This window comes from Ichthyobacterium seriolicida, from assembly GCF_002369955.1.
GTDB lineage: Bacteria > Bacteroidota > Bacteroidia > Flavobacteriales > Ichthyobacteriaceae > Ichthyobacterium > Ichthyobacterium seriolicida.
In genome coordinates, this window is record NZ_AP014564.1 from 75,702 (window position 1) to 97,759 (window position 22,058).

15 protein-coding genes, 1 tRNA gene and 3 pseudogenes are annotated in these 22,058 nt (G+C 32.1%); 6 read left to right on the forward strand and 13 right to left on the reverse strand.

All coding sequences use genetic code 11. From position 1 onward, the window contains the following. Positions 1-475 precede the first annotated feature (475 nt). Positions 476-709 (reverse strand): annotated as a pseudogene (locus JBKA6_RS08135) (IS982 family transposase); the annotation flags it as partial. Positions 710-1,078: 369 nt separating this feature from the next. Here JBKA6_RS08135 and JBKA6_RS00310 point away from each other — a divergent pair. Beyond that, positions 1,079-2,767, forward strand: coding sequence for a Na/Pi cotransporter family protein (locus tag JBKA6_RS00310; protein WP_096684639.1), 1,689 nt, complete (start codon positions 1,079-1,081; stop codon positions 2,765-2,767). A gap of 144 nt (positions 2,768-2,911) precedes the next feature. On the opposite strand, the pseudogene JBKA6_RS00315 reads toward JBKA6_RS00310, so the two are convergent. The 5 genes and pseudogenes from JBKA6_RS00315 to JBKA6_RS00330 form a co-directional block, all read right to left on the reverse strand. After that, positions 2,912-3,145: pseudogene (locus tag JBKA6_RS00315) on the reverse strand (transposase); the annotation flags it as partial. A 7-nt stretch (positions 3,146-3,152) separates the two neighbouring features. Beyond that, positions 3,153-3,335, reverse strand: a pseudogene (locus JBKA6_RS07415) (IS1595-like element ISIse1 family transposase); the annotation flags it as partial. Positions 3,336-3,542: 207 nt separating this feature from the next. Beyond that, positions 3,543-4,841: an IS1380 family transposase gene (locus tag JBKA6_RS00320; protein ID WP_096684643.1), complete on the reverse strand. Its 1,299-nt coding sequence runs from the start codon at positions 4,839-4,841 to the stop codon at positions 3,543-3,545. Positions 4,842-4,937: 96 nt separating this feature from the next. Further along, complete coding sequence (locus JBKA6_RS00325; protein WP_317044164.1) at positions 4,938-5,150, reverse strand: BspA family leucine-rich repeat surface protein; 213 nt, start codon at positions 5,148-5,150, stop codon at positions 4,938-4,940. Between the two features lie 413 nt (positions 5,151-5,563). Next, positions 5,564-6,211, reverse strand: coding sequence for an endonuclease III domain-containing protein (locus JBKA6_RS00330; RefSeq protein WP_096684647.1), 648 nt, complete (start codon positions 6,209-6,211; stop codon positions 5,564-5,566). A gap of 111 nt (positions 6,212-6,322) precedes the next feature. Here JBKA6_RS00330 and JBKA6_RS00335 point away from each other — a divergent pair, with 111 nt between their 5' ends. From JBKA6_RS00335 to JBKA6_RS00355, 5 genes are all read left to right on the forward strand, one after another. Then, positions 6,323-10,120 (forward strand): efflux RND transporter permease subunit, encoded by a 3,798-nt coding sequence (locus JBKA6_RS00335; RefSeq protein WP_096684649.1) that lies wholly within the window; start codon positions 6,323-6,325, stop codon positions 10,118-10,120. A 23-nt stretch (positions 10,121-10,143) separates the two neighbouring features. After that, positions 10,144-11,370, forward strand: a complete 1,227-nt coding sequence (locus JBKA6_RS00340; protein WP_096684651.1) for a TolC family protein — start codon at positions 10,144-10,146, stop codon at positions 11,368-11,370. A 30-nt stretch (positions 11,371-11,400) separates the two neighbouring features. Then, positions 11,401-13,107, forward strand: coding sequence for an efflux RND transporter periplasmic adaptor subunit (locus tag JBKA6_RS00345; protein WP_096684653.1), 1,707 nt, complete (start codon positions 11,401-11,403; stop codon positions 13,105-13,107). Between the two features lie 67 nt (positions 13,108-13,174). Further along, positions 13,175-13,648: a heavy-metal-associated domain-containing protein gene (locus JBKA6_RS00350; protein ID WP_096684655.1), complete on the forward strand. Its 474-nt coding sequence runs from the start codon at positions 13,175-13,177 to the stop codon at positions 13,646-13,648. A 599-nt stretch (positions 13,649-14,247) separates the two neighbouring features. After that, the gene (locus tag JBKA6_RS00355; protein ID WP_096684657.1) at positions 14,248-14,631 is read left to right on the forward strand and encodes a hypothetical protein; all 384 of its coding nucleotides are present in this window, start codon (positions 14,248-14,250) and stop codon (positions 14,629-14,631) included. A gap of 254 nt (positions 14,632-14,885) precedes the next feature. Here the strand turns inward: JBKA6_RS00355 and JBKA6_RS00360 are convergent, their stop codons facing one another. The 7 genes from JBKA6_RS00360 to JBKA6_RS00390 form a co-directional block, all read right to left on the reverse strand. Further along, positions 14,886-16,370: a hydroxymethylglutaryl-CoA synthase family protein gene (locus JBKA6_RS00360; RefSeq protein ID WP_231952055.1), complete on the reverse strand. Its 1,485-nt coding sequence runs from the start codon at positions 16,368-16,370 to the stop codon at positions 14,886-14,888. Between the two features lie 33 nt (positions 16,371-16,403). Then, positions 16,404-17,054: a phosphatidylserine decarboxylase family protein gene (locus tag JBKA6_RS00365; protein ID WP_096684661.1), complete on the reverse strand. Its 651-nt coding sequence runs from the start codon at positions 17,052-17,054 to the stop codon at positions 16,404-16,406. Continuing rightward, positions 17,044-17,856, reverse strand: a complete 813-nt coding sequence (locus tag JBKA6_RS00370; protein ID WP_172843086.1) for a phosphatidate cytidylyltransferase — start codon at positions 17,854-17,856, stop codon at positions 17,044-17,046. Before JBKA6_RS00370 ends, JBKA6_RS00365 begins: the two co-directional genes overlap by 11 nt. A gap of 8 nt (positions 17,857-17,864) precedes the next feature. Beyond that, the gene (gene ftsH, locus JBKA6_RS00375; RefSeq protein WP_096684665.1) at positions 17,865-19,982 is read right to left on the reverse strand and encodes an ATP-dependent zinc metalloprotease FtsH; all 2,118 of its coding nucleotides are present in this window, start codon (positions 19,980-19,982) and stop codon (positions 17,865-17,867) included. A gap of 30 nt (positions 19,983-20,012) precedes the next feature. Further along, the gene (rsfS, locus tag JBKA6_RS00380) at positions 20,013-20,378 is read right to left on the reverse strand and encodes a ribosome silencing factor (RefSeq protein WP_096684667.1); all 366 of its coding nucleotides are present in this window, start codon (positions 20,376-20,378) and stop codon (positions 20,013-20,015) included. Positions 20,379-20,482: 104 nt separating this feature from the next. Next, positions 20,483-21,571: a M42 family metallopeptidase gene (locus tag JBKA6_RS00385; protein ID WP_096684669.1), complete on the reverse strand. Its 1,089-nt coding sequence runs from the start codon at positions 21,569-21,571 to the stop codon at positions 20,483-20,485. A gap of 233 nt (positions 21,572-21,804) precedes the next feature. Then, positions 21,805-21,880 (reverse strand) — tRNA-His (locus JBKA6_RS00390). Positions 21,881-22,058 lie beyond the last annotated feature (178 nt).

A 22,058-nucleotide genomic window follows, 5' to 3' on the forward strand; every position in this document is an offset into this window, starting at 1 on the left:
TCTAGAGCCAATAATGCTATCTAAACGAATTTATAGTTTAATCAACTTATTTACTCACTTGCGCCCAAGTATACTTTTTGGTTATAAAAACTAACTGACTCCCAAATGATCACAAATCTTTTAAGTTTAGAATTCAAATAATACTTTCGTTCTTCATATTGGAAAAGAGAGATTGTTCAAAAAATTGAAGCCGTCTCAAAACCGAGGCAGCTTTTTTTGTTTGAAAGTGTAGTTTTTACCTGTTAACCTGAGTTCGATTAATAATTTACTTAATTAAAGCACTTGAAACCCTTTAATTAACTGAGATTAAAGAGGTTTGTGTTTGTGATAAATAGAATGTTTTAGTGCAAGAATTGTTAGATTTCGACTAAGTCGGCCTCATAAGCATACAAAAAGAGCCCAAAATTAAAGGGCTATTTCCTTAAATCCGAATAAAATCAAAGGATTTTAGCGTCTTTATTAATCGAACTCAGGTTACAAATGAAATTCCAGTACATTTTCCTAAACAGAATGTCTTTAACAACAAGGTAAGAGGCAATAAATTTTGTTGCATTAATTCCACAAATCTGTTGTATGATACGGTTTTAGGGAATTCTTTAGTCATGTGTTTTTGTAAAAAATTCAAATAAAAATGCTTGAATTTTCTCATGCTACTGTGTTGAAAAATAATCATTATGGTCATTATTTGGCTAGAGCTCATTCTGCTTGGAGCAAGTTATCATGCCTGTTTTTTTTTAGAATTAAAACGTTGAATTTTAGAGCGTAAATTACTCTAATTCCATTGTTTTTATTGACTATTTTACACCCAATTATTAATCGAACTCAGGTTCGTAAGATACACCTAAATTTTACCTCCGAAATTCTCAAACAAAGTATATACTTATTTTTCATAGATAAAATAAGGGTTTAAGGTATATTAAATTTACCTTAAGTTTTTTTGACTCAAATTAAAAATCATTTTAACGAATTACTTTAATGCTCCAAGCTCAAAGTTTTGGGCATTTTTTGTGCGCTATTTTGGCTATAGCTCAAATATTTATATACTTTTACGCCGCCGTATTACATATAAACTTTTAACATGGAATATCTAATTAAGGGATTAAATATAGCTGGTTCGCTTGGTTTTTTCATTTTTGGCATGAAAATAATGAGCGACGGAATACAAAAGGTTACTGGGGAAAAAATGAGACAGATACTCTCAGCAATGACATACAATAGATATTTAGGGGTTTTAAGTGGTTTTATCATAACTGCCATTTTACAGTCCTCTTCAGCGACTACTGTAATGACAGTCAGTTTTGTAAATGCGGGGCTTTTATCTCTTATACAATCTGGAGGCATTATGATGGGGGCTAATATAGGAACTACTATTACTGGATGGGTAGTGTCTCTAATAGGTTTAGATTTTAAAATTTCTTCTGTCACACTCATTATAATGGCCATTGGAGTTCCTATGATGTTTTCTAAAAGGCATAGGATAAAAAATTGGGGAGAGTTTCTAATCGGCTTTTCTGTCTTATTTATGGGATTGAGCGAATTAAAAGAAGCTGTTCCAGATTTGAGAAATAACCCCGAGATAATATCTTTCTTACATAATTTTTCTCAACCGACTCTCCTTGTAAGATGTACGTTTGTAATAATAGGAGCTATATTGACTATAGCTGTACAGTCTTCAAGTGCGGCTATGTCTTTAACCATTGTTTTAGTGACTCAAGGATTACCTATAGAGATAGGAGCTGCTATGATCTTAGGTGAAAATATAGGCACTACAATAACTGCAGAGATGGCCTCTTCCGTGGCAAATGTACATGCGAAACGTTCTGCTAGAATTCACTCTATGTTCAATATTATAGGAGTTTGTTGGATGGTAATAATACTGCCGCAATTTTTGGAATTGCTATCGTGGATATTTTACAAATCGGATATAAGCACTTATTCTAATGCATTTATTATGGCCATTTTTCACACTTCATTCAATATTTTAAATGTATCTATGTTGATATGGTTTATGCCCCAATTAGCTAAAATCGCTGTTAAGTTAGTTCCTACAAAGGAAGATGAAGATGAAGATTTTTCTCTTGAATACATAAGGACTAGCTTTGTTAAAACCCCAGAATTATATATTGTAGAAGTCAATAAGGAGATAACAAGATTTGGAAATATAGCCAATAAAATAATATTAAACTTAGAATCTCTATTATTTGAATACGATGAAAAAAAGTTTGACACTCTAGTAGAGAAAGTTAGCAAGCAAGAAAGGAACACTGATAATATAGAATTAGCATTGACTAAATACCTAATGGAAGTTTCTAAAGAAGATATAAGCGATGAGTCTAGATTGAAAATAAAATCTTTATCATCAATATCTCACAACCTAGAAAATATTGGTGATATAAGCCAAAATATGGCTTATAATCTTCAAAAGAGGAGAAAGAAAAAACAATTTATCTTAACAGATCTGAGCAGTAATTCAGAACAGATGTTAGTCTTAATAAAGGAATCAGCATCTATTATGTTAGAAAATTTAAACTCTAATCCTAAAGATATTGACATGCGTAAGGCATCAAATATAAATGGAAAAATTAGAGCTCTTTATAAAGAGCTATCTAAGGAATACGAGCGTATCTTCATGAAAAATGAAAAAGACTACAATATAAAGAATGCTTTCTTATACAAAGATATAATCGAAGGACTTTACAGACTGCAGTATCACGTGCATAGAGTGTCGGAGTCTCTCCTTGAAGGAGAGAGTTATGATAGATTTTGATAAACGATACTATCCCTTAAAGGGTGTAAATAAAAAATGACATATTTTTTTTGTTTTTATTCATAGTCGAACTCTTTTGTAAAAAATAGTGACACTATCCCTTAAAGTGTGTAAATAAGAAATGACATATTTTTTTGTTTTTATTCATAGTCGAACTCTTTCGTCAAAAATAGTTAAAAATTGATTCAAGATTATTCCCCAATTTGGTATGGGTTTGGACCATTTTTTTGTAGCCTCCCTCAGAGCTAAAAAAGTAGATTTCATAACAGCATCATCAGTTGGGAATGACAATTTGTTTTTGGTATACTTTCTGATTTTTCCATTGAGGTTTTCAATCAAGTTGGTCGTGTAAATAATTTTCATGATTTCTACAGGAAATTATGGCTTAAGACAACTTAAGGGGATTTTTTCTTAGCCATTTTAACAGATAAGAATACAAATTTTCATTGCGATAATTAAACCTCCATTCATACTCTTTTAGATGATAATAAAACTTGTGTTTATGAACTCATCTAAACTCAGATAATTAAACTTTACATAGTCCCCAAAAATTCTCAATTCCATTAACCTGGATTATTCACAGTCATATTAAAATAGATTAGACGTGATATTTTTTTAATTAACTTTTTTACTAATCAAACAAAACTTGTCTTCTTTGTAGTTTTTCTTGCACCATTTTTTAGCACGACAATGATCTTTTTTAGTGTTTTTACATGGTTTTTTAACGATAGAACGTAACTATCCCAAGGTTGTTCATTTTACAAATAAACAACCGCTACTGGGTAATAATTTCCCGAAATAAACCCTTGTAAACAAAAGATTTAGATAACTGGTAATAGATTCGCCTTTTGGTAATTTTAATCGTTGCTCCTACCTTCAAAAGATAAGTTCTAATTGAACTGATTAACCATTTTTTTGCTACTTCAAATCTTGTTTTCTTTATCTTCTGTTTCAGTAATAAAAACATTTCATAGGCAAGACTACTTATTATAAGTCGAAAAAAATTAGCAAGAAAACTATGATTTGACAAACGATCAGAAAAACACATATTTTTAACTTCTTTTATTCTATTTTCACTTGAATCACCTCTCCTCACATAAAAGTCAAAGTAAATTTCTCTAGCATCCTTTTGGGGAAGATTACTAGAAAAATGCCTTATGTTCATCCCTAATCCTGTACTCTCAACTTTAGAATAGCACTGTTGAGGCTTGTGCCAACTCTTGGCTTTGTACGTAAAACTCATAAAATGTTGGTGCTTCTCTCCCTGATCTAAATACATTTTTTTTACAGCATTTTTTGACCAAGATACCTTTCTTTTTAAAACTTCATTGCTCGCTATGCCTGTCACATATAGTAAATCAAAATCATCTACTAATTGGTAAAAAGGAGCGCAACTAAAGCCGCTATCACTTCTAATAATTATTTCCATCTCTGGGTGACTCTCACGTATTTTGATAATTATTCGCTTTAAAATACTCACATACCATTTATTAGAATGACTATTTCCTGGGCGGAGTACAGGAAGGATAATCTGTCCTGTTTTTCCATCATGAAAAAATAGTTCATTGTACATGAATTGACTATAATAACCGTTAAACATTGACAATTGTTGACTGCCATGAGTTGGATCATCAGTTGAATCTACGTCAATAACTATTCTCTTACGATCAGATAAACTTGAAACATATTTGTATAACCACGCATCACAAAACTTAAAAACAGCTTGTTTGTCAAAGCTATTCTCAAATCTTGATATAGTAGGTTGAGAAGCCAAATCACCTTGAAGAACATCTTTGAATAAAGGATCGTTATGTAAATGATTAACATCATTGGCGTCTTCATAGCCTAACATGATCATATAAACCCTTTGTTTTAACTGTTGCTTTCTGGTATAAGTAATAAATCTAGAGTCTCGAGTATCAGGCAAAAGTTTACTGTAATAATGAATCAATCTATGATCTCTTTCTAGTTTTTCAAGCATGATTAAAGATCCATCAGAGCTAATTTCTGATGATGAAAAAGTTAACTCAACAGAAGTTTTCCCTCTATAAAATAATGTGTTTTTATTCCTCATTTTTGGGCTATATTAAAGTATGTTTCTTTGGACTTTAATGCCTTAAAATTAACACTTTATGCGCAATATTTAAAGGGTAACTATGAATAATCTGGGTTAATCTGAAAATAGACAAGAAGCATCAACATAGGAAATACTAGAAATATCCCTCTCACTTAAGTTTTGATCAAAAAGTATAGCGCTGTCAAACATACTACTCATATGAGCAACCTCAGAAACATGGCAAGAACTTATGCATCTATTGAATTCTGCAGCTCCATAAAACATATAATCCATATTATTAACCTGAGTTGGATTAACCCAGATTATTCATAGTCGCATGAATTTTTCGGACAGAATCTATCGCTTTATCCAGTATTTATAAGTAGTCATTGATAAACTCACAGTTATAAATGGTATATTCTTGTTCCTCATTTTTGGGGAATATCTAAAGTGGTTATTTTTGGCTGAAACCCTTTAAAAATAACACTTTATATTCAAATTGAAATACAAACCATGAGTAATCCGGGTTAACCTGAGTTGGATTAATAGAAACACCTGAATCCTTTGATTTTATTCGGATTTAAGGAAACACCTTTTTAGTTTTGGGATCTTTTATGCTTGCGAGGCAGATTTAGTCGAATTTTAACAATTCTTGCACTAAAACATTCTATTTATCACAAACATGGGTTTCTTTAATCCAAGTTAATTTGAGGGGTTCAAGTGTTTTTAGTAAAAGAAAATTAATCGTAATAGGCTTTTAATAAGCTCTTCCTTCCAATTGTTCTGGTGATTATATCGTTTTCTATTTTCCACCCCCTAGCAGGAGAGTACTCCCTTGCGTAAAAAATAATTTGCAAGTGTAGTTTATTCCATTTTTCTATTGGAAAAATATTTTTGCAGTCTTTCTCGGTCTGAACTACACTTTTTCCACTCGAAATACCCCATCTGTATATCAATCTATGAATATGCGTATCTACAGGAAAAGCTGGAATACCAAAACCCTGAGACATGACCACCGACGCTGTTTTATGACCTACACTAGGTAACTCTTCTAAGAGTTTTATGTCTCTAGGAACCTCTCCATTATACTTTTCAATTAAAATTTTAGACAACTCATAAATGCCTTTTGACTTGGATTTATACAACCCTATGGGTTTTATTATCTCAGCTATTTCTTCTATGGATAGTTTGATCATATCAAAGGGATTATCAGCTTTTGAAAACAACATCGGTGTAATTCTATTTACTCTCTCATCTGTGCTCTGAGCAGACAATAAAACAGATACGAGAAGAGTATAATTATCCTTGTGCTTTAAAGGGATAGGAGTTTCAGGATATAAACGCTCTAGATTTTCTATTATAAAATTAGCTTTATCTTTTTTTTTCATACTAACTAAAATCAGATTTTAAACGAAGCTTTTACAGAAAATTAAATTTTAAAAACTATATTGCGCCCTTTTAAAAATTCTAGAGAATAAGGATATAATTAAGTCAATAACATGCTCGACAAATTTATAAAATTCTTCCTGGAAAGGAAGCTAGTGACACTTATATTAGTTATAACATTAATACTCTGGGGCATTGTAGTTTCACCTTTTAATTGGGATATTCCTTTTTTACCTAAAGCTCCCGTAGCAGTAGATGCCATACCTAATACAGGTGATAATCAACAAATAGTATTCACAAAGTGGACGGGACGATCTCCTCAGGATATAGAAGATCAGATAACTTATCCCTTAACTGCTTCTTTGCTTGGAATCCCAGGGGTTAAAACCATCCGTAGCACCTCTATGTTTGGGCTATCTAGCATATACATAATATTTGAAGAAGACGTAGAATTCTATTGGAGTAGAAGTAGGATATTGGAAAAGTTAAATTCCCTTCCCAATGGATTACTCCCTACAGATACTCAACCTGCATTAGGACCAGATGCCACTGGATTAGGTCAGATATTTTGGTATACCCTAGAAGGCAGAAATGACAAAGGTAAGCCTACTGGAGGATGGGATCTACAAGAATTAAGGAGTATACAAGACTACTACGTAAAATATGGATTATCCTCTGTCAGCGGAGTCTCTGAAATTGCTTCCATAGGTGGTTTTGTGAAAGAATACCAAGTAGATATAAATGTCTCTGCTATGAAAGCTCACAATATCAGTTTGATGGAAGTGGTAAAATCTGTAAAAAATGCTAATAGAGATGTAGGCGCTAAGACAATAGAAATAAATAAAGTAGAGTATTTGGTCAGGGGCTTAGGGTACATAAAAAAAATCGATGATATAGAACAAGCTGTAGTAAAAGTAGATAATAATATCCCTTTAAGAATTAAAGATATAGCCAAGGTCTCTTTAGGCCCGACAACTCGTAGAGGTGTTTTAGATAAATCTGGTTCTGAAGCCGTGGGAGGTGTCGTCATATCCAGATTTGGGGCTAACCCTATGGAAGTGATAAAAAATATAAAAAAGAAAATAGATGAAATTTCTACGGGATTGCCCACAAAAAAATTAAGTAATGGGGATATATCAAAGATTACAATAGTCCCTTTTTACGATAGGAGCACTCTTATACAAGAGACCTTAAACACTTTAGAAGAAGCTTTGAGTTTGGAAGTATTGATAACAATCCTGGTCGTTATAATCATGATGCTTAATTTCAATATATCTATAATAGTATCTAGCTTATTACCTCTGTCTATACTTATGGTCTTTATAGCTATGAAATACACTGGAGTAGATGCCAATATAGTAGCTCTTTCAGGGATTGCCATAGCTATAGGTACTATGGTAGATATGGGCATAATATTGTCGGAAAATATACTCAGACACTTGCGCATAAATCAAAAAGAACTGAATAAGGAAAATATAATAAAGATCATTTATAAAGCTAGTACAGAGGTCTCTCCAGCTATTCTAACAGCAGTACTAATAACAATAATAAGTTTTATCCCGATATTTTCCATGGAAGCTGCAGAAGGAAAGCTATTTCGCCCTTTGGCATACACCAAGACCTATGCCTTGATAGCATCTCTATTAGTGTGTTTAATAGCTATACCCTCTGTGAGTTACGTATTATTTAGGCTTAAATTCAGTAAGTATCTGTATGAGAAAAATTCCATGAAGATCATCATGAATATACTGTTGTCTATAGTAGGTTTGTACATAACATTCTCATATACTGTTTTAGGAGGTATATCCATTATGTTATTCAGTGTTTTAGGTATCCTTAAACAGAGATATACAGAAAATAAATTCTTGAATAAAACAAATATCATAATATCTGTATCACTGGTGACTTATATATTATCTAATTACTGGAGTCCATTGGGATTGAATGCAGAGATATACAAAAACTTTTTATTTGTCAGTATTGTAATTTCTTTCATACTAGGAGCCTTTCTAGTCTTTATAAAATACTACGAGAATATGCTCAATTGGGCCTTAGACAACAAGAAAAAATTTTTATCTATACCTGTATTTATAGTTGTATTGGGAATTACTATATGGCTGGGATTTAGTAAAGTGTTTTTCGTAATACCTAAAAGCCTCGATTTGATAGGGTATAATATTCGTATAAATCCTATTTGGAGTATGTTAAATCATACTTTCCCTGGAACTCAAAAGGAATTTATGCCCAGTTTAGATGAAGGATCTTTTCTGCTAATGCCTACTTCTATGCCTCATTCTGGGATAGAGGAAAATACAGAAATACTAAAAAAACTCGATATAGCTACTACAAATATTCCTGAGGTTAAAGAATCAATAGGGAAAGCAGGTAGAATAGAAAGTCCACTAGATCCGTCTCCTATTTCCATGTATGAGAACATCATAAATTATAAAGATGAGTACGCTTTAGATGAACACAGAAAAGCATTAAAATTTGCTACAGATGAAAATGGTTTATTCTTGAGAAAAAATGATAAACCTCCAATAAAATCAGGTTCAGACGTAGATATTGAAGATCTAATCTTAGATGATAATGGAACTCACTATAGGCAATGGAGGGATAAAATAAAATCCAAAGATGATATATGGAAGGAAATAGTAAATTCTACTAGAATTCCTGGAGTAACCTCAGCGCCGAAATTACAACCTATAGAAACTCGTCTCATAATGCTTCAAACGGGAATACCCGCTCCTATCGGAATAGCTGTAAAAGGCCCTGATATAGAAACTATAGAGAAGTTTGCTCTAGAATTAGAATCTATCATCAAAGAAGTCCCTTCTGTAAAAAAAGAATCTGTATTCACTCAGAGAATAACAGGTAAACCCTATATAGAACTAGATATAAATAGAATAGCTATTTCTAGATATGGATTGACTGTAGAAGATATACAGCAATATGTAGAAATCGCAATAGGTGGCATGAAGTTAGGTAATACAGTAGAGGGAAGAGAGCGATACCCTATAAGAGTTAGATACCCAAGAGAAAATAGGGATTCTCCAGAATCTATAGGAGAGATACTTGTCTCTACAAAAAATGGAACTAAAATCCCCTTGAGTAGATTAGTTGACATAAAATACAAACAAGGCCCTCCAGTGATAAAGAGTGAAGATACTTTTCTAGTAGGGTATGTCTTACTAGATAAAGAAGATGGTTTTGCAGAGGTCAACTCAGTAGACGATGCAGATAAAATTATACGAGAAAAAATATCTGATTCTAGTTTAAAAGTGCCTCAGGGAGTAAGTTATAGATTTATAGGAAATTATGAAAATCAGATGAGAGCAGAAAAGAAGTTATCTCTGATTATCCCTTTAATATTCTTGATAATTTTTGTGATATTGTATTTTCAATTTAGCTCTATAAGCACTAGCCTTATGGTTTTTTCAGGAATAGCTGTAGCTTTTTCAGGAGGATTTCTCATGATATGGCTATACGGACAGGAATGGTTTTTAAATTTCTCTATTTTCGACAATAATATCAGAGATATCTTCCAAATAAGAACTATAAACTTAAGCGTAGCTGTATGGGTCGGATTCATAGCTCTCTTTGGTATAGCTACAGACGATGGAGTGGTAATGGCTACATATCTAGAACAATCATTTAAGGGTAAATCTTTGAAAGATATTTCAGAGATAAGAAAATGTGTAATACAAGCGGGTAAAAAAAGGATAAGGCCTTGTTTGATGACTACTGCTACTACACTTTTGGCATTATTGCCCATACTGACTTCGTCAGGGAAGGGCTCTGATATTATGATACCCATGGCTATACCCTCTTTCGGTGGGATGTCTATAGCGATCATAACTCTATTTGTGGTTCCTGTGCTCTACTCCATGTGGAAAGAAAAAAATATATAGAAAAATTATAATGCTTATAGTATATGAGTAAAATAAAAATATTTGCCGCGATTGTAATATCGATTAATATAAGTCTTGCCCAAAACAATTTAGACGATTATATGAAAGAAGCTGCAGAGAATAATTTAGATTTAAAAGAATCATTTTTAGAGTACCAGATGGCTCTAGAAAAGATCCCTCAGGTAGGGTCATTGCCAGATCCTAAAGTGCTTTTTGGATATTTTGTATCTCCTGCTCATAAACCAGGATCTCAACAATTTAAAGTTTCCATCTCACAGGCGTTTCCTTGGTTTGGAACCTTAGGAACAAAAGAAAACATAGCTACGGCAAATGCCAAAGCGAAATATGAACAATTTTTAAATAAAAAGAATCAGATATTTTTTGAAGTTTCAAAGAGATATTATAAATTGTACGAATTACATAAAAAGATAAAATTAACAGAAGAGAATATTCGCATATTGAATAGTTATGAAAAATTAGCGCTGAACAAATATGAAACTGCTCAAATAAATATGGTAGATATTTTAAAAATACAAATGACAGAAAATGAAGTGAAAAATGATCTATCTGTATTAAAAGATGACTTCAAGATTTTAGAAAGTTATTTTAATAACGTCTTGAATAGAGATAATAAGGAAGAGATAAAATTACCTGAAAGTATAAATATTCCTACTTATGAAAGTAGTCTTCAAGATGAAAATGAAGATGAACACATTTCAGGGAATCCTGTTTTAAGATTTTTTGATTTTGAGATAGAATCTAATCGCCATAAATCAGATTTAGCAAGTAAAAACTATTTTCCAAATTTCGGAATAGGGCTTGACTATATTTATGTAGAAAATGATAATACACCCAAAGGCGGTCCCGATATGTTAATGCCTATGATTTCGATAAATATCCCTATATTTTATTCCAAATATCAGGCCAAAAAGAAAGAGTCTAAGCTAGGTATAGAATTAGCCAAACATAAAAAACAGAGGTTACATAACGATTTGGTCATATCATATCGAGAGTATAAAAAGGATATAAAAAATGCTTTTAGATCTATAAAACTATATGAAACACAATTGAAAAAATCTAATCAAGCCTTATCCATATTGCTAGATACATATAGTGTAGCTGAAAAAAACCTAGAAGAAGTATTGAATATGAAACAAGTAATATTGAAATACGAATTTATGTTGATAGAATCAAATATAAAGGTGCTAGTGCAAACGGCTAAAGAGAAATTTTTAAAAGGTAGTTTCTAGAAAAAGTGTTAAATAATAAGTTTCATATCTATGAAAAACATCAATAAAAAACAATTATTAATAAGCATTCTACTATTGCTGATAGGGATATATCTAGGCAAGATATTCTTTGGTTCGGAAAATAAGGAAAATCAAGACGAAAATAAAACTTCAACTCCAGAGAAACAAAGTATATGGACTTGTTCTATGCATCCACAAATAAAACAAAAAAATAGTGGTAAATGCCCTCTATGCGGCATGGATTTGACAATATTAGAAGAAGAAGAAAGTACAAATGAAACAAGTCAATTATTAGAACTCAATCAAAATAGTATGACTTTGGCTAATATTCAAACCTCTAAAGTGGAATACGACAACTTTAAAAAGGAATTTTACCTCAATGGGAAAGTAATAGTAGACGAGAGAAAGATATCGACCCAAACAGCTCACTTTGACGGTAAAGTAGAAAAATTATACATAAATTTTACAGGAGAAAAGATAGTAAAAGGACAAAAAATAATAGCTGTGTATTCGCCCCAAATAGTCACGGCCCAAGAGGAACTGTTAGAATCTATAAAATATAAAGATGAAAATCTAATTCCCTCTGTCAAAAGAAAATTGGATTTCTGGAGGATAGACAAAAAAACTATAGATAAAATAATTAAAACCAAATCTATCATCAGGACTTTCGATGTCATTTCTGACTTTGAAGGGATAGTCACTTATAAAAATGTCAATATAGGAGATCACGTAGACCCAGGCACAACTCTATATAAAATAGCAGATCTGAGTAAATTATGGATAGTATTCGACGCATATGAAAAACACATTAAACATATACACAAAGGCGATGAGGTAGAAATAACATTTGATGTTCCAGGATTAGAAAAAATAACTTCTAAAGTAGCGTTTATAGATCCTGTTATAAATGAGAAAACCCGTGTGGCTAAGGTCAGAGTCGAAATAGAAAATTTTGAGGATAAAATATTGCCAGAGATGTTTACTACTGGAAAATTTGTCTCTTTTCGAAAAAAAAAGAAGTTGAAGATTCCAAAAACAGCCGTTCTATGGACTGGGAAACAATCTATAGTATATCTTAAAACCCCAGACTCAAAAAAACACTCTTTCAAAGCAGTAGAAGTGAGTTTATACGATCACTCTGAAGATTATTACTTTATCAAAAGTGGATTAAACAAAGGCGATGAAATAGTTATAAATGGAGCTTTCACCATAGATGCTGCCGCTCAATTGCAGGGCAAAAACAGTATGATGAATCAAATTACAAAATCAGAATCTTCTAAAAAGAAATATAGAACTCAAGCTTCAGATAAGCTCAAAAGTGAAATAAAAAAAATTTACTATGCATATTTAGGTCTAAAAAACACACTTGCAGAAGATGATGTAAAAAAAACAAGTTTACAGATTAAAAAACTTAATACTGCCCTAAGTGATATAAGTAGTTATGATAGCAAAAAAGAATTTAAAAGTATTATATCATCATTAAAAAATCAGGTTGGAAAAATGCTAAATCTAGATAATGATATAGAAAAATACAGAAAACACTTTTTACAAGTCTCTGAAAGTATGATACAAATAATTGGAATGTTTAAAATGGGTGAAGAAATTTATCTGAACTTCTGTTCTATGGCTGATAATAACAAAGGGGCCTATTGGTTAAGTGATGAAAAAGATATAAAAAACCCATATTTTGGAAGCTCTATGCTTAGATGTGGTGAAATAAAAAAAGTGTATAATTAAAAAAAGCCTAAATTGGGCAGCTTCTATTTTTTACCTTTAAAATACATTAATAAAAAAAAACAAAATTATGAGACAAAAAACTACCACTGCTACTATTATTTTATCAGTCCTTGTTGTAGGACTATTACTGTTAAACTATAACGTATGTAAAGGAATCGACCCCACTGGAGATGAATTAAATAAAAAGAAAGAATCAAAAGAGTGTCATTTAAAAAAAAGAAAAGAAGTCACCAATTCAGGAAATGAAGTGTCTCAGGAGAATTTAGTTAAAAAAACGTTTAGAGTATCTGGAAATTGTGGGATGTGCAAAGAAACCATAGAGGGCGCTGCTAGCTCCGTAAAGGGAGTTCATAATGCTATCTGGGATGTAAAACAAAAGAAAATAACTGTAGCTTTTGATAGCACTAAAACTGATTTACACAAAATAGAAAAAGCAATAGCCGAATCTGGTTATGATACTGAAAACATAACTGCTAATGAGAAAGCTTACAAGGGGCTACATAAGTGTTGCCAATACAATAGAATGGCTAGTTCTAAATAATATAACAGTTATATGATAAATCATATGTTCTAAAAACATGAAGCTGTCTCAAAACCGAGGCAGTTTTTTTGTTTGAAAGTAAAAACCCCTCGTTTAATTAATGAGACGGCTTCTTTTAAAGAATACTTTTATAAAACAAGACTCCATAATAATTGGCTGTCTGTTTTTTTTCAGATTAAAGTTGGAATAACAATTATCATTTGAGACCGTAAATTTAACTCTGTTTTTAATATCAATTTCCAGACTTATTATAACTCATAGTTTTTTACTCCCCCCCCCCTCTCTCTTAAACTATCAACCGTTGATAATATCTATCTTGACTTATTTTATTTAACCTAAATCTAAGTTAGCGAGGCAATAATTTGCTTATATGTTAATAGAGATGGGCATAGAAACTCATTATTAGATTTTTTTATAGGTTTTAAGAGTTAAAACACTGAAAATAAGGTTTTTAAATTATTTTTTGCGGTATTATAATTGTTGATATTATTGGAGTATTTTTAGTTTAATTGATGATTTTTATGAAAAAACATCAGATTATTAACTTAATTGTACTAATTTAGCCGAGAGTTTTTTTTAACACTTTAAATTATAATTATATGAAAACAAAGAATTTATTTAAGAACGTTTTATCGTTAGTGGTAGCTGGTTTTATAGCATTTTCATGTTCTAAGGCAGATGAGAATTTACAAATTACATCTTTTAAATTCGAAAAGGAGAACGATACGAACAAAGCGGAGGCTACTACATTAAAAGCTGATGCTGAAGGTAAAATTAATCATGAAGATGGTACCATAACAGTTACTGTAGATGCTAAAGCAGTTACAGCTTTAGCTCCTACCATAAAGCTAGCTAAAGGAGCTACGGTAAGCCCTGCAAGTGGTACAGCAAAAGACTTTAGTGCTGCTACTGGTGTGGATTACACAGTAACTTCAGATGGAAAGACTAAGAAGTATACTGTAAAAGTTACGAAAAAATCATAATAATAGAAGTAGAATTCTTAAAAAGAAAGAAGAAGCTGTCTCAAAACCGAGGCAGCTTTTTTTTGTTTTAATTAGAATTTGGATTAACATGCTTTGGCACACAATCTTCGAAAAAAGGTAGTATAAAAAAACAACTTCCTTTTAAAAGGAAAGTAAAATGTAGTGCTAAATACCAAAAATTAAAAAAAACCGCCTCATTTCATTAATGAGACGGCTTCATTTTTTTGCCTTATTTAAGATAAATAATTAGTGTTTTATTTGAATTCGTAATGTCTAGATCCTTTAAAAATGCCATCTTCATCTATATGTTTCAAATAGAACTCTTTTGTAGGAGGGATAACACTATTTTTCAATTCTCTTTTATGTAATTTTTCATAGGTATCGTAGTCTATACTGGTCCTTTTGGATAAGGTTTCAAACAGAAAAAAGTTTTTTGTGGGAATCTTCCAATTTCTATTTATTGTAGCTTCAAATATCTTAGACTTAGAGCCACTTCCATATGATATAAATCCTATGGTTTTATCAGATATGTCATTTCCATATTCTAGGCTTTTTTCTAGAAAAGACATCAAGGCCATAAAAATAGATGAAGTATACATATTTCCTATTTCTTTGGAAGCGTATTCTGATTTTTTGATTTTCTGTTTTACAAAATTCTCATAAAGAGAATTCTTACTTATAGCTTTTAAAATATTTTCTTTTTCTAAATCACTCTTTTCCAAATAGGAATTGATAAATTCTAATCCAGTCTCTGTCTCTATATCTTTTAAAAGATCACTACCCTTAAAATTTTCAAAAAATAATTCTGTTAAAATTCTCTTTCCGTGGAAAGCATAAGGCAAATGGAAAATAATCTGTTCCCAAACATTTAAGTAGTTTTCTTCCTCTTTAGAAGACTTTTTGTTTTCTACGAAATTGAAATATGCTTTTTTTATCTGTTCTTGATAGCACTTATTAGAATACTGTCCTTCAAAAACAGGCATGTCTCTAATGATTTCTATGCTCTGTTCTTTCATTCCACATATTTCTGGATTAGAATCCATTTTTCCTATTATATCTTTTTTAGCCTCATTGTCTATAGAAATCAATTTTATTATATCGTTGATTATATCTGCTTTTTTGATACTCCTTTTTGGCTTGAAAAAATCAAATACACCCTCAGATGCTATTCCCCAACTATCTCCTATAGTTAAAAGACGCGGCTCTGCTTTTAACAATATAGCCACAGCTCCAGCTCCCTGAGTGTACTCTCCAGTAGACTCTAAATCGTATTTAGCAAAATCAGAAGTTATTACAACTGCCATTTTTGACGGATTTACCTTTATCCAATCCACACAATTGTGCAGTGCATCTACTCCACTAATACAAGCGAATATCATATCTAGGACATCGCAATTTTCAAAACCCTTTTTATCTTGTAGTTTATCCGATAACATCTTTAACACGTAGGTAGATGTGGGCTTAGAATTATCTAAGGCGCTTTCAGTAGCTAAATATATTCTACCTATGTCTTTGGGATTTATACCATTTTTATCTATCAGCCATAGCAAAGCATTTGCAGCCATAGTAGCTGTATCTTCGTGAACATCCAAAAAAGACATTTTATTTAACCCTAACCCTTTAGCTAGTTTTTCTGGCTCTATATTTCTCTTCTCTGCCAAAACTTCTATTGGAAGAAATATGTTAGGAACATAGAATGCCATATCGTCAATTCCTACAGGAGTTTTTAAGTTATTCAATTATAGTTTTTTTTAGCTTACTACTTTTTCTATCTAATTAATCTTAGCTATTAGCTGTCCCCCCTTCACTTTTTGATTTAGTGATACATCTATTGTCGAATCCATTGGTATGAATAGATCTAATCTAGATCCAAATTTTATAAATCCAGAATCATCCCCTTGAACTACCATTTTACCTTCTTCAGCATAGTTGACAATACGTCTTGCTAAAAACCCAGCTATTTGTCTGTAGAGTATTTCTGTCTTATTTATATTCGTCTCTAAAACCACAGTAGTACGTTCGTTTTTAATAGATGATTTAGGATGCCATGCCACTAAGTATTTACCCGGATGGTATTTGGAAAATAAAACCTTTCCACTTGCAGGATAACGAGTTACATGTACATTTAAAGGAGACATGAATATAGATATCTGTATGCGCTCATCTTTGAAATATTCATTTTCATATACTTTTTCTAAGATTACCACTTTCCCATCTACAGGAGATGTGATATAGTTCCCCCCCCCATGCACGCCTCTATGGGGATTTCTGAAGAAATTGAGTATAATTGAAAATAAAGCAGTAGACACAATCAATACATACACACTTATTTGAGAAGGTGAATACAATATCAATCCTATATTGATGAAAAATAAGATAGTAAAAGTATTTAGCAATACACCATACCCTTCTTTATGTATCATGGTATATCAATTTAAAAAATAAATAGACAAAAGGGCATACAAATAAAAAACTATCTATCCTATCCAAAATACCCCCATGCCCTGGTAGTATTCTTCCAGAATCCTTAGTCTGAGCAAATCTCTTGAGCATAGATTCTATTAGATCTCCAAATATGCTAGTAACCACTATTATACTAACCAATATAAACCATAAAGTAATGGTTAATTTATTATTTATCCAAAATATGTACATAAAATAACTTATCAAATACGAAAAGAATATCCCTCCTAAAAACCCCTCCAATGTTTTTTGAGGAGATAATTTTTTGAATAACTTTTTCTTTCCAAAATATTTGCCTATTAAATATGCAAAGCTATCATTAGACCATATCAAAATAAATATGCTGAGTATTATCTTGTTGTGCTCCTTTGATAATTCTATTTGTATTACCTCAAAAATTAAGAGCAAAGGAAGCGTTACATATATAGTTGATATGAATATTTTACCTAAATAATCAAATGGATTTTCTATACTCTTTCTAAAGAGAGGAATCAAAAAATTTATAAATAAGAAGAATATTATTGCTAGCTCTAAGTATCTATTTTTATCTATGATATAGAGGAAAAGAAGTACAGTAAATACGTTGGTGAATGCCCAACCTATTTTACTCATTTTGGTCATCTTATAGAATTCATAATTTCCTATAAGAGACATAGCAACCAAGAAAAAGTACAGTGAGTACTTAGAATAAACGACACAGAAATAAGATATAGATACGAATACTATTCCTGTTATGGTCCTTTTTAAAAAATCATTTGACATAATTTTCATTAGATATTCACCGCTTTTTCTGTTTCCTTGTTAGCCTTGCCTACCGTCTCTTCTTTATTTAAACTTTCACTTTTGTCTTTTATTTTTCTTTCTGTTTTTTTTGCAACTTCTTTTTTATCTTCTTTATTTAGCTCTTTTTTTTCTTTTTTTTCTTTTTCCTCCTTTTCTTTATTTTTTATCTCCTCTTCTCTTTTCTCTTTAGCACTTTTGCCAAAAATATCTTCCAGGTCCTTTTTAAAAAGCACCTCTTTTTTTAGAAGTCTTTCAGATAGCTGAATCAATTCTTTTTTATGCTTTTTCAATATATCTAGAGCTCTATTGTACTGAGATTCAATAATATTTGATATTTCACTATCAATTATAAGGGCGGTCTCATTACTATAAGGTTTTGTAAAATTATAGTCCCCTGACTTTTGAGAATCGTAATAAGTAACATTTCCTATTTTTTCGCTTAAGCCATAAAAGGTGACCATGGCTTTTGCTTGTTTTGTAACTTTCTCTAAGTCATTTAGAGCTCCTGTAGATACCGTATTTAGCAATATCTGCTCTGCAGCCCTACCTCCAAGGGTAGCACACATATCATCGAGAATTTGTTCTACAGTGGTTATCTGTCTCTCTTCTGGCAAATACCAAGCTGCGCCTAAAGTTTTACCTCTAGGCACTATTGTTACCTTAACCAAAGGAGCAGCGTGTTCTAATAACCAGCTCACAGTTGCATGTCCCGCCTCATGAAATGATATGGTCTCCCTTTCCTTTGGAGTTATGATCTTGTTTTTCTTTTCTAATCCACATAGAACTCTGTCTATAGCGTCTAAAAAGTGTTGTAATACTACACTTGTGCTATTTCTTCTGGCAGCTATTAAAGCTGCTTCATTACATATATTTGCTATATCCGCACCCGAGAATCCAGGTGTTTGCTTTGCAAGAAAATCTATGTTTAATTTCTTTTGATGTTTGATAGTTCGAAGATGTACTTTGAATATTTCTTTTCTCTCTTTGAGCTCTGGTAAATCTACATATATCTGTCTATCGAATCTTCCCGGTCTCAAGAGGGCTTTATCGAGGATATCAGATCTGTTTGTAGCAGCCATAACTATTACGTTTATATCGCTTCCAAAACCATCCATTTCTGTAAGCAGCTGATTGAGAGTATTTTCCCTTTCATCATTCCCTCCTGGGACTTGCCCATTCGAACGAGATTTTCCTATAGCATCGATCTCATCTATAAAGATTATACAAGGGGATTTGTCTTTTGCTTTCTTAAATAAATCTCTAACCCTAGATGCTCCTACTCCTACAAACATCTCTACAAAGTCTGATCCCGACAAGGAAAAAAACGGAACTTTAGCCTCTCCAGCCACAGCCTTTGCCAAAAGAGTTTTTCCAGTACCTGGAGAGCCTATCAACAGCACTCCTCTAGGGATCTTACCTCCTAGTTTGGTGTATCTATCAGGATTTTTAAGGAAGTCTACTATTTCTTGTATCTCCTCTTTGGCCTCTGTCAAACCTGCTACATCTTTAAAAGATATCTTAATGTTGTCATTTTCATCAAAGAGCTTGGCTTTGGATTTACCTACCGAAAATATATGACCTCCCCCACCTAATCCTCCATCACTCCTCAATTTACGAGATATTAGTATCCAGGATATCAGCAGTATTGCAATTGGAAGTATCCAGCCTATATTATCTGTCCAACTTCCCCTTGTTTCGTATTCCCATAAGAAATCTAAATTGTAGCTCTCTTTTATGCTCTTGAGATCATTTTCAAAATTTTGTAAATCTCCTATTTCAAAACTATAATGAGGCCCTATCTTATTTAGATCACTACTAAGAGGCAATACGCTTACACTTTTATGTATATCATTTCTCAGAGCTTCCTCATTTAGGAATACTTGTGCTATGGATCTGTTTATTATTAAAACCTTAGATACATGACCATCTTTCAAGTAATTAGTGAATTCTTGTGTATTTATACTCTTCATTCCAGTATTCATGGAAGAGTAGAATTGAATCCCCAAAACTACCACGAGAATAATCCCATAGAGCCAGTATGCATTAAATTTTCTACTGCTCGGTCTCTTATTACCAGTATTCTTATGCTCTTTGTTATTTTTCAAAATATTAATTTGTTTTGAGTTTTTTCTATACTAGGTAGATATACTTTCTGATTCTCTATTTCCCCAGAGATTCTCTATATCATAGAATGCCCTATAAGGTTCTTGAAATATATGCACCACTACATTTACATAATCTAATATAACCCATTGTGAATTACTCAGCCCCTCTACGCTGAAAGGCTTTTCTTTAGAGCTCTTAGATACTTTTCTCTCTACATTGGAGGCTATACTAGAAACGTGAACATTCGAACTGCCTTGGCATACTATAAAATAATCACAAACAGAGCCATCAACCTTCCTGATGTCCATGAGGTTTATATCCACCCCCTTGGAATCTACTATAGCCTCCGTTATCTCCTTTATTATATTATCTGGCTTAGCCAAAGATTCTGTCACATTTATTTTCTTTGAAAATCTGTGCAAAAATAGATCTTTACTTCTAAATGCACAATAATCTAAATTACATTATACCCCCCCTTATGTCAAAGGGTTGGGAAACACTATTTTATATATCTAAAATCTTGTTTGTATTCGATGTTTTTCAAAGTTTCGTAAATCATACGTATAACATTTTCAACATCTTTTTTATTTACCATCTCAACAGTAGTATGCATATATCTCAAAGGTAAAGATATCAAAGCCGAAGCTACTCCACCATTTGAATATGCGAATTCATCAGTATCTGTACCAGTATAAGCAGAACAAGTAGCTCTTTGAAAAGGTATTTTGTTTTTTTCAGCTACATCTATTATGAATTCTCTGAAATTATTGTGAATAGAAGGGGCATAAGATATAACTGGTCCTTTTCTAGAAAATATATCACCTTCTATTTTTTTATCTATCATAGGAGTTTGGGTATCGTGAGTCACATCGGTGACTATAGCTAAATCTGGTTTTATACTTCTGCTAATCATTTTAGCCCCTCTCAATCCAACTTCTTCTTGAACGGAATTAACTATGTATAAACCAAAGGGAAGAGTATCTTTGTTAAGAGTCAGCAATCTTGCTACCTCTGCAATCATAAAACCTCCAATCCTGTTATCTAGAGCTCTACACACAAAATTATCTTTGTTGAGAATTGTAAATTCGTCCTGGTATGTTATTACACATCCAACATGAACCCCCATTTTTTCTACTTCTTCTTTGTTTTCAGCTCCTACATCTATTGTTATGTTATCTTTTTTAGGAGATTGTTCTTTATCTGCCTTGCGCGTGTGTATTGCTGGCCATCCAAAAACACCAGGGACAATTCCTTTTTTGGTGTGTATATTAACTCTTTTAGAAGGAGCAATCTGATGGTCAGACCCACCGTTTCTATTTACATATATCAATCCCTCAGGGGATATATAATTCACAAACCAAGATATCTCATCTGCGTGAGCCTCTATTACCACTTTAAAATCTGATTCTGGATTTATAACCCCCACTCCTGTTCCGTAAATATCAGTATATGTTTTATGCACAAAAGGCTTTATGTAATCTAACCAAATTTGCTGCCCTTTGGATTCAAATCCAGTAGGAGAGGCTACATTTAGATAATCTCTTAGGAAATTTAAAGACTTTTCTTCTATAATATTTTGTGGATCCATATTTCTATTAAAGTTATTTAGGATTGTTTAGTTCGAATTTTGGGAACATATCATTTAACTTCTACATTCATATTTTGTTGCCGTTTAATGGCGAGGTAAATTCTGACCTTCACGCATATCAGTCTCTTTACCTTGAAAGACAGCATAACAGCCTTTATTAAAGGCAAATTACCTGCTGACTAAAACTAATTTTCGATAAGAGGTTTTAAATTATCCAGAATTGATATGTTTTTGGGTGAAGGACCGGGTTCGAACCGGCGGCCTCTGGAACCACAATCCAGCGCTCTAACCAACTGAGCTACAATCACCATATGACTCTCTAAGTTTGCGAATGCAAATTTAAAATAGTTTTTTTATTCCCAGGAAATTTTATTGATAAAATTTATCTAGTTTAATAAAGGGCTTGTTGTAATTTTGGTGTTCTTTATGGATGTTTTCATATTGCCAGTTTTTAGGCATTTCAATTACGCTGTTTAGCGAGTTTTAA